Below are 14,600 nucleotides of genomic sequence, written 5' to 3' on the forward strand. Positions count from 1 at the left end.
CCGCTCACTCGCCGCCTCAGACCCACCGTCACCATCAACTGTCGATTCGGTCCGCCTCGTACGCCAAGATCTCGACGGCTCGATTGGCCCAGAAGTAGTAGTTGCCGAGTTGGCTCACGAGGTCTGTGCCTTCGTCGGCCGCCACGTCGGGCAGGGTGATGGCGATCTGTCCCTGCAAGAAGGGCGCAAAGACCTCGTCCGGTGTCGCCGGCTCAAGCGTGACGACCGTGTCGCCGTCTTCCCAAGGTCCTGGAGCCGCGCGCCACGTCACGTCTCGACCGTCGGTGAACGCAAACAGCTGCCGAAGTCCCCACCACGCGAAGTGCACACCTCGATGCTTATCCGTGTTCGAGAGCCCAGCCAGCCGGCGCAAAGACGCGCCCAGCGCTTGCTGCGTACCAGCGTCGCGCTCGTCGCCCGGGTCGGTCTCGTGACGCTCGGCCCAGTAACCGGACGGCTGAGCGAAACTCTGCACCGCCAGACCGAGGGTGCGTGCGTGCGCAGCGACAGCAACGTCGACGTCCTTCCGTGCCGCCAGGCGTTCTGCGCGCTGCTCGAAATGGGCGAGAGAGTCGGACGTGGGGAGCGCGAGGACGCGTACTTCAGCATCCGTCAGGTCACGACCAACAGCCTTCTCCACGCACCCCACGAAGCTCGTGTCGAGGGCGGAGCGCAGATTGTGAACAGCATCCCCAACAACGGCCGCCAACTCAGGTGGGGGCGGGGACTTCACCCGCAACCGAAGACCAAGGCCGCCAGTCACGGCAACCTGCTCGAGTTCGCAAGGCTCCGAATCGAGGAAAGTGCGAACTAGCCTCGAGATTTCACCCCGGTGGCGTGCCGTGGACGTGAAAAGTGCTCCTGACCTGGGATGATGTGGATTGTCGAGGTCCAGATCAGCCAGTTCGAGGAGCACCTTCCAGGTGAAGAAGGTTACCGGGTTCTATCCCCGTCCCCGCGTCGACACGAAGACCAGCACAGCAGTCGGTCAGGCTGGCGGGGTGCTGCTGACCGGCACGGTGCGCGCCTCGGGCCTGGACGCGGCGTTGAGCGAGGCGTTGTCGCGATGGCGGTCGCCGTTCGCGGTGCACGACCCGGCCAAGGTCCTGGTGGACCTGGCGCTGACGTTGGCTCTGGGCGGGGACACCTGCTCGGATCTGGCCGTCGTGCGGGCCGAGCCGGCTCTGTTCGGGCCGGTCGCCTCCGATCCGACCGCCTCGCGCGTGATCGCGGCGTTGGCCAAGGACGTGACGCGGGTGCTGCCCGCGATCGCCCGGGCCCGCGCGGCCGCCCGGGCCCGGGTCTGGAAGCTCGCCGGGGTGAACGCACCCGACCACGACGCCAGCGCATCGAGCCCGCTGGTGATCGACGTGGACGCGACGTTGGTGACCGCGCACTCGGACAAGGAGCAAGCTCGCGCGACGTTCAAGCGGGGGTATGGGTTTCACCCGTTGTGCGCGTTCGTCGACCACGGTCCGGCCGGCACCGGTGAACCCCTGACGATCAAGCTGCGTCCCGGCAACGCCGGGTCGAACACCGCCGCCGATCACATCGAGGTGCTGCGCGCCGCCCTCGCCCAGCTGCCAGGGCACCGGCCCGGGACCCGTCCCGGGCGCAAGGTCCTGGTCCGGATCGACGGAGCCGGATCGACCCACAAGGTCATCGAGTGGATCACCGGGCAGCGACTGTCGTACTCGGTCGGCTTCACCCTGCCGGACAACACCCCCGACCTGCTGAAGCTGATCCCGGCCAAGGTGTGGGCCCCGGCGTTGGACGCCCACGACGCCGTGCGCGACGGGGCGTGGGTCGCCGAGATCACGCACCTGATGGACCTGACCGGCTGGCCGCCCGGGATGCGGGTCATCGTGCGCAAGGAACGACCCCACCCCGGCGCACAGCTGCGGTTCGAGGACGTCGACGGCATGCGGATCACCGCCTTCGCGACCAACACAACCCGCGGCCAGCTCGCCGATCTGGAGCTACGCCACCGCCGCCGGGCACGCTGCGAGGACCGCATCCGCCTGGCCAAGGACACCGGCCTGGGGAACCTGCCCCTGGCCTCCTTCGCCGCCAACCGGATCTGGTGCGCAGTGGTGGCCATGGCCGCCGAGATCACCGCCTGGATGCAACTGCTCGCCCTGCACGACCACGACGCCCGCCGCTGGGAACCCAAGAAGCTCCGCTACCGGCTCTTCACCATCCCCGCCACCGTGGCCCGCACCGGCCGGCGCGTCGTGCTGCACCTATCCACCCGATCGCCCTTCACCCCACTCGCCCTGAACGGCCTCGCCAGGCTCGGCGCCCTCGCGCCCGGCTGACCCCGGCGCCCCCGTCCCGACGACCCCGAGCACGACACCCGGCCAGTGGAACCGGCGCCCACCCGCACGACAGCGGGCCCTGCGTCACATCCTCAGACCAAAATCGCCCTCGAACGCGAACACCGAGCCGCGCACAACCCGCACGACCGGGCCCGATGAAAGATCGAGGCTAGTGCTTCCAAGTCTTCGATGTGCGATCGCGCTCGAGTAAGCTTGAGGGTGACGTCCCGCTGAGTGGTGGAGTTTCTCGACACCGTGCGGGTCAGTGCTCAGATCATGCCGTGAGGAGTTCGGTGTGGTCCACCTCCTGGGTCGTCAGGGTCATGGTGGCGAGTTGGGCCATGGAGTTCTCGGATAGGTAGCGGCGGTCGGTGGCGGCCCATTCGTCGTGGGCCTCGACCAGGACGGCGCCGGCCAGGCGCAGCAGGGCGGCGGGGTTGGGGAAGACCCCCACGACGTCGGTGCGGCGTTTGACCTCCTTGTTCAGTCGTTCCAGGGGGTTGGTCGACCAGATCTTCTTCCAGTGGCTGGCGGGGAACGCGGTGAAGGCGAGCAGGTCCTCGCGGGCGTCGGTGAGCATGTGCCCGACCTTCGGGTGGGAGCGGGTCAGCATGGTCGCGATGACTTCGAACTGCTCGGCGACGTGGGCGGCGTCGGGTTGGGCGAAGATCGTGCGGATCGCGGCGGCGACCATCTCGGCGTTCGTCTTGGACACCGCGTCGAGGACGTTGCGGGTGAAGTGGACCCGGCAGCGTTGCCAGGACGAGCCGAGCAGGACCGAGGCGATCGCGGTCTTCAGGCCCTCGTGGGCGTCGGAGATGACCAGCGCCACACCGCCCAGCCCGGTGACGTCCCGCTGAGTGGTGGAGTTTCTCGACACCGTGCGGGTCAGTGCTCAGATCATGCCGTGAGGAGTTCGGTGTGGTCCACCTCCTGGGTCGTCAGGGTCATGGTGGCGAGTTGGGCCATGGAGTTCTCGGATAGGTAGCGGCGGTCGGTGGCGGCCCATTCGTCGTGGGCCTCGACCAGGACGGCGCCGGCCAGGCGCAGCAGGGCGGCGGGGTTGGGGAAGACCCCCACGACGTCGGTGCGGCGTTTGACCTCCTTGTTCAGTCGTTCCAGGGGGTTGGTCGACCAGATCTTCTTCCAGTGGCTGGCGGGGAACGCGGTGAAGGCGAGCAGGTCCTCGCGGGCGTCGGTGAGCATGTGCCCGACCTTCGGGTGGGAGCGGGTCAGCATGGTCGCGATGACTTCGAACTGCTCGGCGACGTGGGCGGCGTCGGGTTGGGCGAAGATCGTGCGGATCGCGGCGGCGACCATCTCGGCGTTCGTCTTGGACACCGCGTCGAGGACGTTGCGGGTGAAGTGGACCCGGCAGCGTTGCCAGGACGAGCCGAGCAGGACCGAGGCGATCGCGGTCTTCAGGCCCTCGTGGGCGTCGGAGATGACCAGCGCCACACCGCCCAGCCCGCGGGCCTTGAGCGAGCGCAGGAAGCTGGTCCAGAAGGCGCCGTTCTCGGAGTCTCCGACGTCGAAGCCGAGGACCTCACGGTGCCCGTCGGCGCGGACCCCGGTGGCGATGACCACGGCCTGGGACACCACCCGGCGCCCGACCCTGGCCTTGCAGTACGTCGCGTCCAGGAACACGTAGGGGAACCCCGCGTCGGCCAGGGACCGGTCACGGAACGCCGAGACCTCCTCGTCCAGGCCCGCGCAGATCCGGGAGACCTCACTCTTGGAGATCCCGGTGTCGGCCCCCAGGGCCCTGACCAGGTCGTCGACCTTCCTGGTGCTGACCCCGTGCAGGTAGGCCTCCATCACGACCGCGAACAGTGCCTGGTCGACCCGGCGGCGCCGCTCGAGCAAGGACGGGAAGAACGACCCGGTGCGCAGCTTGGGGATCCGCAGGTCCAGGTCCCCGGCCGTGGTCGTCAACACCCGGTCCCGCGACCCGTTGCGCAACGCCGTGCGGGCCTGCGTGCGCTGCCAGGGGCCGGCGCCGATCACCGCGGTCGCCTCGGCGTCGATCAGCTCTTGATACAGGTGCTCGGTCGCGGTCCGGATCCGGTCGCTGACGTCGGTGTCCTTCAATGCGGCGAGCAGGTCGAGCAGGGCAGACTGGTCCATAGCCATCGTGCGATGTCCTTCCGTGAGTTCCCTAGTCCGGTCTCACCGACCATCGCACGATGGCCTTCTCCGTCGTGGTCACCACGACGAAGAAGATCGAGAACTACACCACCTCACGGGACGCCACCGCCCAGCCGCGGGCCTTGAGCGAGCGCAGGAAGCTGGTCCAGAAGGCGCCGTTCTCGGAGTCTCCGACGTCGAAGCCGAGGACCTCACGGTGCCCGTCGGCGCGGACCCCGGTGGCGATGACCACGGCCTGGGACACCACCCGGCGCCCGACCCTGGCCTTGCAGTACGTCGCGTCCAGGAACACGTAGGGGAACCCCGCGTCGGCCAGGGACCGGTCACGGAACGCCGAGACCTCCTCGTCCAAGCCCGCGCAGATCCGGGAGACCTCACTCTTGGAGATCCCGGTGTCGGCCCCCAGGGCCCTGACCAGGTCGTCGACCTTCCTGGTGCTGACCCCGTGCAGGTAGGCCTCCATCACGACCGCGAACAGTGCCTGGTCGACCCGGCGGCGCCGCTCGAGCAAGGACGGGAAGAACGACCCGGTGCGCAGCTTGGGGATCCGCAGGTCCAGGTCCCCGGCCGTGGTCGTCAACACCCGGTCCCGCGACCCGTTGCGCAACGCCGTGCGGGCCTGCGTGCGCTGCCAGGGGCCGGCGCCGATCACCGCGGTCGCCTCGGCGTCGATCAGCTCTTGATACAGGTGCTCGGTCGCGGTCCGGATCCGGTCGCTGACGTCGGTGTCCTTCAATGCGGCGAGCAGGTCGAGCAGGGCAGACTGGTCCATAGCCATCGTGCGATGTCCTTCCGTGAGTTCCCTAGTCCGGTCTCACCGACCATCGCACGATGGCCTTCTCCGTCGTGGTCACCACGACGAAGAAGATCGAGAACTACACCACCTCACGGGACGCCACCAAGCTTGAGGACCCAGGGATCCGGTCGGGGCACCGGGGCGCGAACCACGACTCGAGGGTAGCGGCTGGCTGCGCTCGTTCTAGGAAGATGCGTCAAGCACTCCAGCCGTCGAGGGCTGTCATGCTGGCGGCCACGCCGAGCGCAATTCCTCGTGCGGAACGTCTAGGGCACGTGGTCGGCCTCGCCGATCACTCCTCCGCTCAGCGGGGCGCTCTCTAGCCCGATTTCGAGCTCAGCTCAGGGGTCGGAGGCAGGCGGCAAGTGCTCCTACTCAGACTGCTTGCTGCCGAGGTCGAACCGCAGTTCTCGCAGGGTCTTGCCGGAGCGCTGATGTGTCCAGTTCGCCCACCCGTCGATCTGCGATCCCACAAGCCGCGACAGCGCCGCGGAAGGAGCCTGGTAGAGAGTCCCCTCGGACAGGATCCACCCGGACTCCACCACCTTGGCCTCAAACCGGTCGCCCTTGCGCGGGCGCTCGTGGAAGATGACATCGCCGTCATGGACGAGGCCGGCTGCCATGAGGGGTAGCAGTCTGCCAACCACGACGGGCTTGAGACGTGGCCTAGCCCTCCCGGTGTGGTCGATGAGTAGCAGACGGCGGAGGACGTCGTTCGGTTGCTCGAAGCCCTTGGCGTGCTTCTCTAGCTCCGCGTAAACCTCGTCGTCGATCTCGATGCGCCTCATGTCGGCAACCCCGCTCTCTGCTCTTCTATCTGGTCCAGTCTGGCAGATCTCAGATTACGCAGAGGACGCGTCTCCTGGCAAGCGCCCACGCCGGGCGGTCAACCCGAGATCGGGCCACGGCGACCAGCGAAAGCACCAGCGCTCGCGCAGGCCGATAGAGGGCCTGGGAGGACACACCCGCGACGCCACCACCAGGTCGTCCGTGACCTCCGGCCGTCCCCATCCGCGCAGGGAGGAGATCGTCAACCTGTCGGAGTGGACGTCGGGCACCCGAGAGCGGCGCAGTCGACAGCGCACGCAGTCGGCCGCACTCGCTGCATTCAGGGCTTGTTCGTCGATTGCGACCCGCAGATGTTCGACGCGACGGCGCCTTGAAAGCGATACGCAGCGTAAAGGAATTCCGGGGCTCGCACGTCGGCCAGAGGAAGCCCGCACTGACGCTCACGTGTTGAACTGTGACGTGCATCGTTCCGGGGTCTATCGCCACCGACGCCCATTACAGGCGCAGCGGGATGGCACGGGTGCGATGGAGTCTAGCTCCGAGCCTGTTAGCGTCGCTGTCATGACATTCACGGCATTGGTGGTTCGAGTGTTGATCGCGTCGCCCGGCGATGTCGCTCTTGAGCGAGAGGTGATCTCAGAGACGATCGATGACTGGAACGCGGCACGAGCGGTGGCAAGCGAAGTCGTGTTGATGCCCATCCGTTGGGAGACCCACGTAGTGCCAGAACTCGGCGTCGACGCGCAGATGGTCGTAAACACGCAGATTGGCGACGGCAGCGACATCGTGATCGCTGTCTTCAGTTCGCGCGTCGGAACTGCGACGCCGCGAGCCGTGTCGGGAACGGTCGAGGAGGTCGATCGGGCGGTAGCGGACGGCCGAACCGTCCACGTCTGGTTCTCTCGCGCCCCCATCCCACACGACGCCGACCTCGAGCAAGTCGCAAAGGTTCGCGAGCTACCGCAAAGGTGGACGGGCCTGTTTGGTCACTACGCCGACCTAGCAGATCTGCGGTACCAGGTGAGACGCGCACTGGACCGGGACGTCGACAAGCTCGCCGCGGCCGACAAGGTCGACCTCGTGCGCGTGTTCGAGGAAGGACTCAATGTGCGTCCTGCGCCAGCACCCGGCGCGAGACTACGTGCATCAGCAGCACGCGTGGCTGGTGGGGAGTACGTCATTGAAGTCGCGAATAGCGGCGTGGCGCCCGCCGAGGACCTGTCAGTCGTCCTGGTCGGTCAGAGCGGCGGAGAGCTCGCGCTCAATGGCCCTCAGCACTTCGATCTGCTTGACGGGTCATCCGCGACGTGGCACGTATGGCTCAGCCTGGCCGACTCCATACCCGCCACGGTCAGGATGACCTGGCTCGAAGCGGGTTTCGCCCGATCGCTCGAGCAGACGGTGTCGACATAGTCGCATCGGCCCCTCGAGACGAGGGTGCCGGGATAGCGCTCGTCCAGAGGCCATGCAGTTTCGCGCGGTGCTCCGCACGCTTCACCACAGCTCCAGGCGGCGGGCGGGCGTCAAGACCCGCGATGCTGGCCATGCGCTGCGGACTGCGGACGGATCACGCCTGCGCCCAAGGCGCAGCGTCACTCACCGCCCGGAAGACCCGCGATCGCAACGGACAGGGCCGCACGGATGGGGGCTTCCTGCTCAACGGGGAACCCGCGCTCGGCGACCGCCAGCGCGAAAGCGGTCAGATGCGCGGCGTGCGGGCCGTGTGCAGCTCCTCCGATCCGGTTGAGTTCATCCAGACTCGCGACTGAGAAGGCAGTGGTCGGCGCACTTGTGCCGACTCCGACGTCGACCAGATGGACGATGGAACTGGCCGGGAGCGCCGTCAGGAGCCGGTCAGCGATCCGAACCCCGCCGAGATCTGCGTCCGGGGTGACGATTATCGGGCCGTTCGTCTGGGTCGCGGCCATGACGCACACAGCCAGCACGGCGTCGGCGGGCTGCCCGGCGAACCACACGACCGCGATGTTCGGGAACGCGTCACAGGCAGTCTCGGCGGCTTGCAGGTTCTCGACCAACAGAACGGCCCTGGCCCGCTCGTGGACCTGCACGATCAGGGGATCCTGCTGCGTGGCACGAAGGCGGACCGGTCCGGCGAACGCGGCTCCGATCGGAAGCCCGTTGACATCGATCGCGCCGCCGAGCCCGACGTAGGGCGAACGCGCGAGCCCGAGGTCGCGCAGGGTGCGTTCGCTGACGCCTGCACGCCGCAGCAAGTCTGGTGCGTCGTCGCGTGCCTTGGTGTGCCCGAAATGGGTCTGGGAGAACGCGCGAGGTCCGTCATGGCTCACGCCGGTGAGGAGATCGCTCGCTGCCGCGACGGCGATGGCGAGCAACGGGGAGTGCGGCGGGGTGCTGAGAAGGACGTCCGCGAGGTCGTGATGCTCGACCTCGAGCGCACCGGCCAGCTGCGATGCTCGCTCTCGCAGGTCGTCGTGGCGCGCTCCACGCTCACGAGTCCGCTGCGCCCCTTCGTTGGCCGGCCCGGGGGTCAGCGTCCATTTCTGCACGGCGTCCCAGACGAAGGTGGGCCCTGTCGGGTGCACCCGGACCGTCACGACGCCTGCGGCGACTAGGTCCAACGTCAGCCCCGCTGCCTGATCCCCGAAGCGTTCCACGACTGATCTCCACCGGCGTGTGCCAGCTGCGAGCATCCATGCCCAGTCGGCGTCGCTCACTCCCCCTGGTCGCTCCCAGGCGTCGTGTTCGGTCGCGGCGACCAGGTCGACGCGGTTCGACTTGACCCGTCCGGCCCGGTCCCGCGGAGCTGACCCGCCGTCGGGGCCGGGCCTTGGGACGATGAAGGCGCGGACGTCGCTGCGCGGCTCGAGCCACGTTGCCCGGATCGGTGTGGTCATGCCAGCGGACGCCCGGCCTGCATGTACGGGGCGGCGAGGCGGGCATGCGCGCTGTCCTTGTCGAAGTCCCACATCTGGACCGGTCGGTTGAGCACGTCAGTGGCCGAGGCGTGCGTGAACCACAGCAGCTGCTTGGACGCGATGACGGCGTCCTTGAGCACGGAGTCCTGGCAGGTGCCGAGGATGGTGATGTGTTGCGACTCCGATACCGAGCGCAGTGCTTCCAGCACGTCGTTGCGGTTCATGTCGCCCAAGGAGTTGCCGAGCTCGTCGATGATGACGACCTGTCCGCCGCCGTCGCCGGGATTCGCTCGCAGGGCCGCCAGGGCGATCAGGATCGCGTGCACCTTGATCTGGGCGCCGTTGCTGACCTTCTTGTACGAAACGAACGCACGGCCAGGGCTGCGACGCCACCTGGGGACCACCTCGAACTGCCACGGTCTCGTCGCAGTGACGGGGCGCCGGGTCACGACATCCAAGGTCGCGCCAAAACCCTTGGCTGTGATGTCGAGCTCGTTGAACGCCACCTTCATGCGCTCGAAGTGCGTGTTTACGAGACCTTCCACCATGCTTTGGAACGCGTCGAGCGATGACCGGCCGTCCTCGACCTCGCGGCGTTGCGCGTCAAGGGTGACCTGGCGTCGCAAGCGGTCAGCCTGGATCCGTTCCCCGTTGATCGCATCTCGGTCTGCGGCGCCGTCGAGCCGGTCTCGCAGAGGTCGTGCCATGTCCCGGAACGAGGGGGGGCGCGATCCGGCTGCGCCGTCGTCGTCGAGGAGCTGGCCGCGTGCGCTGTTGATCGCGGTGATGTCGGCGGGGACGTCGACGAGCTTGCCGACGTACGCCGCGACGGCGGCCAGCAACGCTTCGGAGGCGCGGCCTCGGTACCGCACGACCGCGAGGGGGCGTTCAGGCTGGGCGTCGATGAACTCGCGCGCCTCATCGAGGGCGCCGCCCCATCCGGCCGTCCAGTACGGCAGTCGGGCGTTCTCGACGCGTTGCTGCGCCGCGCGAACTGTCGGTTCGACCTTGCCGATGTCCTCAAGTGTCCGCCTCCACGTGCTTTCGGCCGCCGAGACCATTGCTCCGTGGTTCGTCGCCAACGCCCGTGCGGAGTCGTACTCCGTGACACGTATGTCCTCGACCTCGTCCAATGCCACCTTCTCCTGGGTGAGGGTCGCCAGGTCGAGGTTGCGGGCGTCGATGCGAGCCGAGTGCGCGGTGCGTTCCTGCTCCGCTGCCGCTCCCTTGCTGCGCGCCTCGGCCAGTTCGACACGACCGGCGGCACGCTCGACGGCATCGTGCGCCGCCGCCAGCTTGACCTTCGCTTCCATGAGGGCGAGTTCGGCGGCCTGCACACGACCGGCTCGCCCGGTCGTCGGGTTGGGCGCTCCGGAGATCGTGATGATGCCGAGCGCGACATCAATTACACCGTCGGGGTTCTGGGTCGGGGAGTGGCGACTAGCAAGCGCCGCAAGGAACCGCCCGATCGGTTCACTGCTCGTGACCCCGGAAGGCAGCGATTCCGTGCCCCCTGCGGTGACGATCGTGGTGCCGGGCAGGTGAGCCGCGGCACGCACCGCAGCGTCAGCATCATCATCCTGCGCGACCACAGCGTGGCTCCACGGTGTCAGGGCCGCTTCCCAGAACGGGCGAGCCTGCTCGTCGAGCGTGATGACGTCCAGCAGGCCGACCGTCTGCACACCAGCGGACCGGAGTGCTTCCAGCGCGGGCGCGGTCGCGGGCGAGGCACCCGATCGTGCTGAGCGCAACGTCGCGTCTGCATCGGCATGGTCGCGCTCGGCCAGGAGAAGCCCGGCGTCGGCGGCCGCCTTCGCTGTTGCTGCGCCGTCAACAACTGCCTGCGCCTCGGCGGGAGTGCTCGTGCCGTCCCACCCCTGCAGTGCGTCCCGCAAGTCGGCGATCTGGGTGCGCCGCGACTTGATCTCGGCGCGCACGTCCGCGATCTCGGACTGCTTGCCTTCAGCCGCAGCGCGGGCATCATCGGCAACCTGCTTGGCCCGGTCGCGCGCGTCGGCCAGGTCACGCCTGTCGCGTAGCGCTTCCCACGTGCGCTTCTCCACGTCACCACGGCGACGGATCGTGGCCAGCATCGTCGTCGCGTCTGCGAGCGCCGCGGTCGCGTCGGCGTGGTCGACGTTGGCTTCCAGGAGACCCTTGGCCCAGTGCAGCCGCCATGCGAGCTCGCCGGCCGCCAGTTGTGTGCGCGCCTCATCGCGGCCGTGGATCGACTCCAGCTCGCTCTCCTCGATGCCGCGCATCGCCGTGTCGGCGGCGGCGTCCTGAGCCATGCCCTCTTCGGCGTCGGCGAGCTTGCTGCGCTGCTCTTGCTCCTGGTCGAGCATTGATGTCATGCCGGACAGGTCGATCAGGGAGGCGCCGATCTCAGCGGGAGTCATCTGCGTCATCTGCTGGGAGAGCAACGACGGGCCGGTCTGACGCATCGCGGTGTCCAGGTACGACACGCACCTTGGGGCCTCGCCGTAGAGGCGCTCGGCGTACACGTGCGCTGACATCTCAGACTTGGATCCCAGCCTGTCCCACAGGACATCTGCTTCGCGGGCGCGATCGTCGTGCCGGTCGGCGGTCGCCAGGACGATGCCCGTGGAGGTGCGGACCCGCAGGTACGGCGAGGTGGTGGACAGCCGCACCCAGACGGTGATGCACGCGTCCGGGCTAGGGGCGTTGCGGGGCGCGAACGTTCCGACGACGTACCCGTGCAGGGCGTTGGACTGAGTGCCGCCGTCGGCACCGGCGGCTTCGGCCTCGAACAGCAGGCCGCCGGCCGCGTTCTTGCCGTGGTTGGCGCGCATGTTCCACAGGGGGTCGCCCAGCAGGACTGAGCAGGCGGCCTGGAACGACGTCTTGCCCGACCCGTTCGAGTCGCCCTTCGGTCCCTCGCCGGACACGACGACGAACGCCCCGGCGACCAAGTAGGCGACGTGGTTCGTCTGGCGGGCGATGTCGAACGTCTGGATCATCGTCAAGACTCGGGAGCCGACGATGCCCGTCTTGGACAGGGTGGCCGTCGCCGCGGTCTCGGAGGCGGTCACGGTCATGACGGTGTTCCTTCGCGGGTACGGCGACGCTGAATGGACTCGGCGAGCATCCCGTTCGGTTCGGCGAGGAGCACGAGGTCGTCGTACAGGTCGGCGATCACTTCGGGGGTCAGGCGGTGGAACTGCGGTCCGGGCTTGATCAGCCGTTGTGCGCCGTACGCGAGGATGTCGGCGTCTCGCAGGCGACGGGTCGCGTCAGCGATGGAGCTGTCGGTCAGGTGCCGGCAGTTGCGCAGCGTCTCGGGGTGGACGGGCACGGCGTGTGTCCAGTCGTCGGCGCGCTCGGGTGGGATGCGCCCGTCGGCGCGCGGGATCGCCACACAGTGCAGGAGCACGAGGGTCAGGACGGCGCGCTCTTCGGCGGACAGGACCCCGATGCCGTCGGCAGTCAGGGCTCGCCGCACGTCGTTGTCGTAGCCGGAGGTGAAGCCACTGGGTGTCTCGATGAGTGTGCGTCCCTCCGCCCGCAGGAGCTCCTTGACCCCGGCGCGCAGGGTTGCGTCTCCGAGAGCACGGAAGGTCGACCTTGGCAGCGGCAGCTGTGCTTCGTCCACGGCGCGGGTCGCGGACATGATGTCGAGCTGGTCGCGGGCGGTGTACTGCTCGAGGGTGACGCTCATGCGATGTCCGCGGCGGCGGGGATGCGGTCCCATGCCTGACGGAGCACGTTCAGGTCGTGCTCCGACCAGGATCCGAGGGCGTGGCCGAGTCGGATCTGGTCGTCGTCCTGGACGAGGAACCCGGCGTGGGCGAGGGTGCGCACCGAGCCGACGACATGCCGGGTCGCACCGATCGCCGAGGAAGCTGACGCGTCGGAGGCGGCACGCAGGTAGGTAGCGAGGTCGATGACGACGTTGTACGGCACCGACTTGCCGGGGAGCATGGGGGTGTCGGGGTCGTCCCAGCACAGCCGCAAGCACGCCGCGAGTGTCGTCTGCAGCCGGTCAGCTGCTGGTCCTTTCCCGCGCGCTGCCCCGAGCTCCGGCGCTTCCCAGAGGCCGTCGGTGTTCGGGTCGTGGGTCACGGTGATGCCGTCGGTGACCGTTACGACCCGCATGCGGGCGCCGGCGGCGGCGTCTTGCAGGGCGATGTAGTCCTTGCTGGTCGCTGGCGGCGGGGCCACTCCGAGGGCGCGGATCGCTGCGACGATCTGCGGGCCCGGACGGGTGTAGACGCTCATGACAGCACTGCCCGCACGGCGAGGCCGTCTACGTCGGGTTCGACGGGCGCGCCGGGCGCGCCGGCGACGGTGACTCGCGTGAGCGTGATCGGCGAGATGTGGGTGACGGGGCCGCCCGGGTCGACGATCAGCGCGTCCGACACGATGGCTTCGTATGGCTGGTCGCGCATCGAGAGCACCTCGGCGACCATCCGGCCGGCGGCGGGCCATCCAGCGGCGCGGAGCCGCGAGGTCAGGTCGACCTGCTGTTCACCGTTCAGGTGCTGCTCCATGGCGAGCTCCACCATGCGTTTGTCCTTCGCTTCGCGTTCAGCGGCGGCGATCACAGGGTTGACCCGGTCGGCCGGTTCGCTGTCGCCAGGCTCTGGTGGCCGACGACGGGCCTGGCGCGGTTTGGCGTGATCGACGGCTTCCACGACCGTCTCGGCGGTGATCAGGGGGTGTGGTGGGTCGAACAGGACCGCAGCGAACGGGGCCGCGAGTGCTGCCTTCGTCGAGTGCAGCGCGGCGTTCAGGTACTGGTCAGGGTCCAGCATGGTGAAGTCGCGGTGGGCGTGGCCCTCTTGCGCGATCCGGTCCCAGTACAAGGTCACAGCGTGCTGATAGCGGCCCACCGAGTCCACGAGCCTGGTTGCCGGCCCATGCAGGTCGGGGTACTTGTCGATCACGGCGTCGACGAGGTGCTTGGCGTTGTCGATCGCGCGGGCGTTGCGGTGATGACGTCGCTGGGCGATCAGGTCCGCGAACGTGGCCGTCTCGACGAGGGCGGTCAGGTGCTGAGCGAAGACGAAGAACGATGCTCGACCCTTGCCGAGCGCCGTGGCGACCTGCTCCCGTGTCGCCTCGTTGTTCCGTAGCGCCTCGGTGGTCGCGTCGAGCATGAGCAGCAGGTCTTGGACTCCACCTTCGCGCGACACCCGGTCCACGACGGCCATTCCAGCGACGGAGTTAGGAGACAGGGTGTACCGCTGCTGGTGTGCTTTGGATCGCTTCTGGATCAGCATGCCGAGCTTGACGTACACCTCGAACCGGGACTCGAACAGCGCCGGTGCGCAGATGCCTGTGCACGCGTCGGCAAGCTCGGCGCGTCCGAGCGGCAGGCCGTCGGCGGCATCGAACGCGTCGAGTATTGCGTATGCGATCTCGAGGTCGGCCATGTCGTCGATGACCGCGCCGGCGTCTGACGCGAGAGGGGCGACAAACGCGCGCAACGTCGACCGCTGGGCGCTTTCCGCCGCCTGCTCCGAACTCAGGTCCAGAAGACTCATGCGTGCCGTCCCGCTCGTCGTGGCCGTCGTGGCCGTCGAACGCAACGTAGCGACCAACACTGACACCGAGGCTCAAAGGCGCTCTTGAACCGCTGGGCTGCCGGCATGGCGATCTGGGCCCGACTGTCAGGCCGCCTCAAGGGGC

11 protein-coding genes and 2 pseudogenes are annotated in these 14,600 nt (G+C 68.3%); 3 read left to right on the forward strand and 10 right to left on the reverse strand.

The features are described from left to right. Positions 1-34: 34 nt before the first annotated feature. Positions 35-916, reverse strand: coding sequence for a hypothetical protein (locus DDP54_RS07710; protein ID WP_146192384.1), 882 nt, complete (start codon positions 914-916; stop codon positions 35-37). A gap of 7 nt (positions 917-923) precedes the next feature. On the opposite strand from DDP54_RS07710, the gene DDP54_RS07715 reads away from it, so the two are divergent. Beyond that, complete coding sequence (locus DDP54_RS07715; protein ID WP_109131250.1) at positions 924-2,318, forward strand: IS1380 family transposase; 1,395 nt, start codon at positions 924-926, stop codon at positions 2,316-2,318. 274 nt (positions 2,319-2,592) lie between these two features. Here DDP54_RS07715 and DDP54_RS07720 read toward each other — a convergent pair. The 4 genes and pseudogenes from DDP54_RS07720 to DDP54_RS07735 all read right to left on the reverse strand — a co-directional run. Then, a pseudogene (locus tag DDP54_RS07720) lies at positions 2,593-3,162 on the reverse strand (transposase); the annotation flags it as partial. 56 nt (positions 3,163-3,218) lie between these two features. After that, positions 3,219-4,451 carry an IS256 family transposase gene (locus DDP54_RS07725; RefSeq protein WP_109130386.1) on the reverse strand — a complete coding sequence of 411 codons (1,233 nt, stop codon included), beginning with the start codon at positions 4,449-4,451 and terminating at the stop codon, positions 3,219-3,221. A 127-nt stretch (positions 4,452-4,578) separates the two neighbouring features. Next, a pseudogene (locus DDP54_RS07730) lies at positions 4,579-5,244 on the reverse strand (IS256 family transposase); the annotation flags it as partial. A gap of 389 nt (positions 5,245-5,633) precedes the next feature. Further along, the gene (locus DDP54_RS07735) at positions 5,634-6,050 is read right to left on the reverse strand and encodes a hypothetical protein (RefSeq protein ID WP_109131251.1); all 417 of its coding nucleotides are present in this window, start codon (positions 6,048-6,050) and stop codon (positions 5,634-5,636) included. Positions 6,051-6,612: 562 nt separating this feature from the next. On the opposite strand from DDP54_RS07735, the gene DDP54_RS07740 reads away from it, so the two are divergent. After that, positions 6,613-7,464 (forward strand): hypothetical protein, encoded by an 852-nt coding sequence (locus tag DDP54_RS07740; protein ID WP_146192385.1) that lies wholly within the window; start codon positions 6,613-6,615, stop codon positions 7,462-7,464. Between the two features lie 179 nt (positions 7,465-7,643). On the opposite strand, the gene DDP54_RS18140 is transcribed toward DDP54_RS07740, so the two are convergent. The 5 genes from DDP54_RS18140 to DDP54_RS07765 form a co-directional block, all read right to left on the reverse strand. Beyond that, on the reverse strand, positions 7,644-8,405 hold the full coding sequence (locus DDP54_RS18140; RefSeq protein WP_158274476.1) for a DUF2399 domain-containing protein: 762 nt from the start codon (positions 8,403-8,405) through the stop codon (positions 7,644-7,646). A 518-nt stretch (positions 8,406-8,923) separates the two neighbouring features. Next, complete coding sequence (locus DDP54_RS07750) at positions 8,924-11,293, reverse strand: DUF4200 domain-containing protein (RefSeq protein ID WP_146192386.1); 2,370 nt, start codon at positions 11,291-11,293, stop codon at positions 8,924-8,926. A gap of 710 nt (positions 11,294-12,003) precedes the next feature. Next, positions 12,004-12,627: a hypothetical protein gene (locus DDP54_RS07755; protein WP_109131255.1), complete on the reverse strand. Its 624-nt coding sequence runs from the start codon at positions 12,625-12,627 to the stop codon at positions 12,004-12,006. Beyond that, positions 12,624-13,187 carry a hypothetical protein gene (locus tag DDP54_RS07760; RefSeq protein ID WP_109131256.1) on the reverse strand — a complete coding sequence of 188 codons (564 nt, stop codon included), beginning with the start codon at positions 13,185-13,187 and terminating at the stop codon, positions 12,624-12,626. Before DDP54_RS07760 ends, DDP54_RS07755 begins: the two co-directional genes overlap by 4 nt. Beyond that, positions 13,184-14,068 carry a hypothetical protein gene (locus DDP54_RS07765; RefSeq protein ID WP_158274477.1) on the reverse strand — a complete coding sequence of 295 codons (885 nt, stop codon included), beginning with the start codon at positions 14,066-14,068 and terminating at the stop codon, positions 13,184-13,186. Before DDP54_RS07765 ends, DDP54_RS07760 begins: the two co-directional genes overlap by 4 nt. Before the next feature lie 12 nt (positions 14,069-14,080). Between DDP54_RS07765 and DDP54_RS18145 the strand changes: the two genes are divergently transcribed. Next, the gene (locus tag DDP54_RS18145) at positions 14,081-14,371 is read left to right on the forward strand and encodes a hypothetical protein (RefSeq protein WP_158274478.1); all 291 of its coding nucleotides are present in this window, start codon (positions 14,081-14,083) and stop codon (positions 14,369-14,371) included. Positions 14,372-14,600: the final 229 nt, after the last annotated feature.

Origin of the sequence: Cellulomonas sp. WB94, from assembly GCF_003115775.1 — a bacterium.
Classification (GTDB): domain Bacteria; phylum Actinomycetota; class Actinomycetes; order Actinomycetales; family Cellulomonadaceae; genus Cellulomonas_A.

Bases quoted from the DNA above. Each gene is read 5' to 3' on its own strand.
- DDP54_RS07740 (WP_146192385.1), top strand. From the start codon at position 6,613: ATGACATTCACGGCATTGGTGGTTCGAGTGTTGATCGCGTCGCCCGGC.
- DDP54_RS07750 (WP_146192386.1), bottom strand. From the start codon at position 11,293: ATGCTCGACCAGGAGCAAGAGCAGCGCAGCAAGCTCGCCGACGCCGAA.
- DDP54_RS07735 (WP_109131251.1), bottom strand. From the start codon at position 6,050: ATGAGGCGCATCGAGATCGACGACGAGGTTTACGCGGAGCTAGAGAAG.
- DDP54_RS07725 (WP_109130386.1), bottom strand. From the start codon at position 4,451: ATGGCTATGGACCAGTCTGCCCTGCTCGACCTGCTCGCCGCATTGAAG.
- DDP54_RS07765 (WP_158274477.1), bottom strand. From the start codon at position 14,068: ATGCTCGACGCGACCACCGAGGCGCTACGGAACAACGAGGCGACACGG.
- DDP54_RS07760 (WP_109131256.1), bottom strand. From the start codon at position 13,187: ATGAGCGTCTACACCCGTCCGGGCCCGCAGATCGTCGCAGCGATCCGC.
- DDP54_RS07755 (WP_109131255.1), bottom strand. From the start codon at position 12,627: ATGAGCGTCACCCTCGAGCAGTACACCGCCCGCGACCAGCTCGACATC.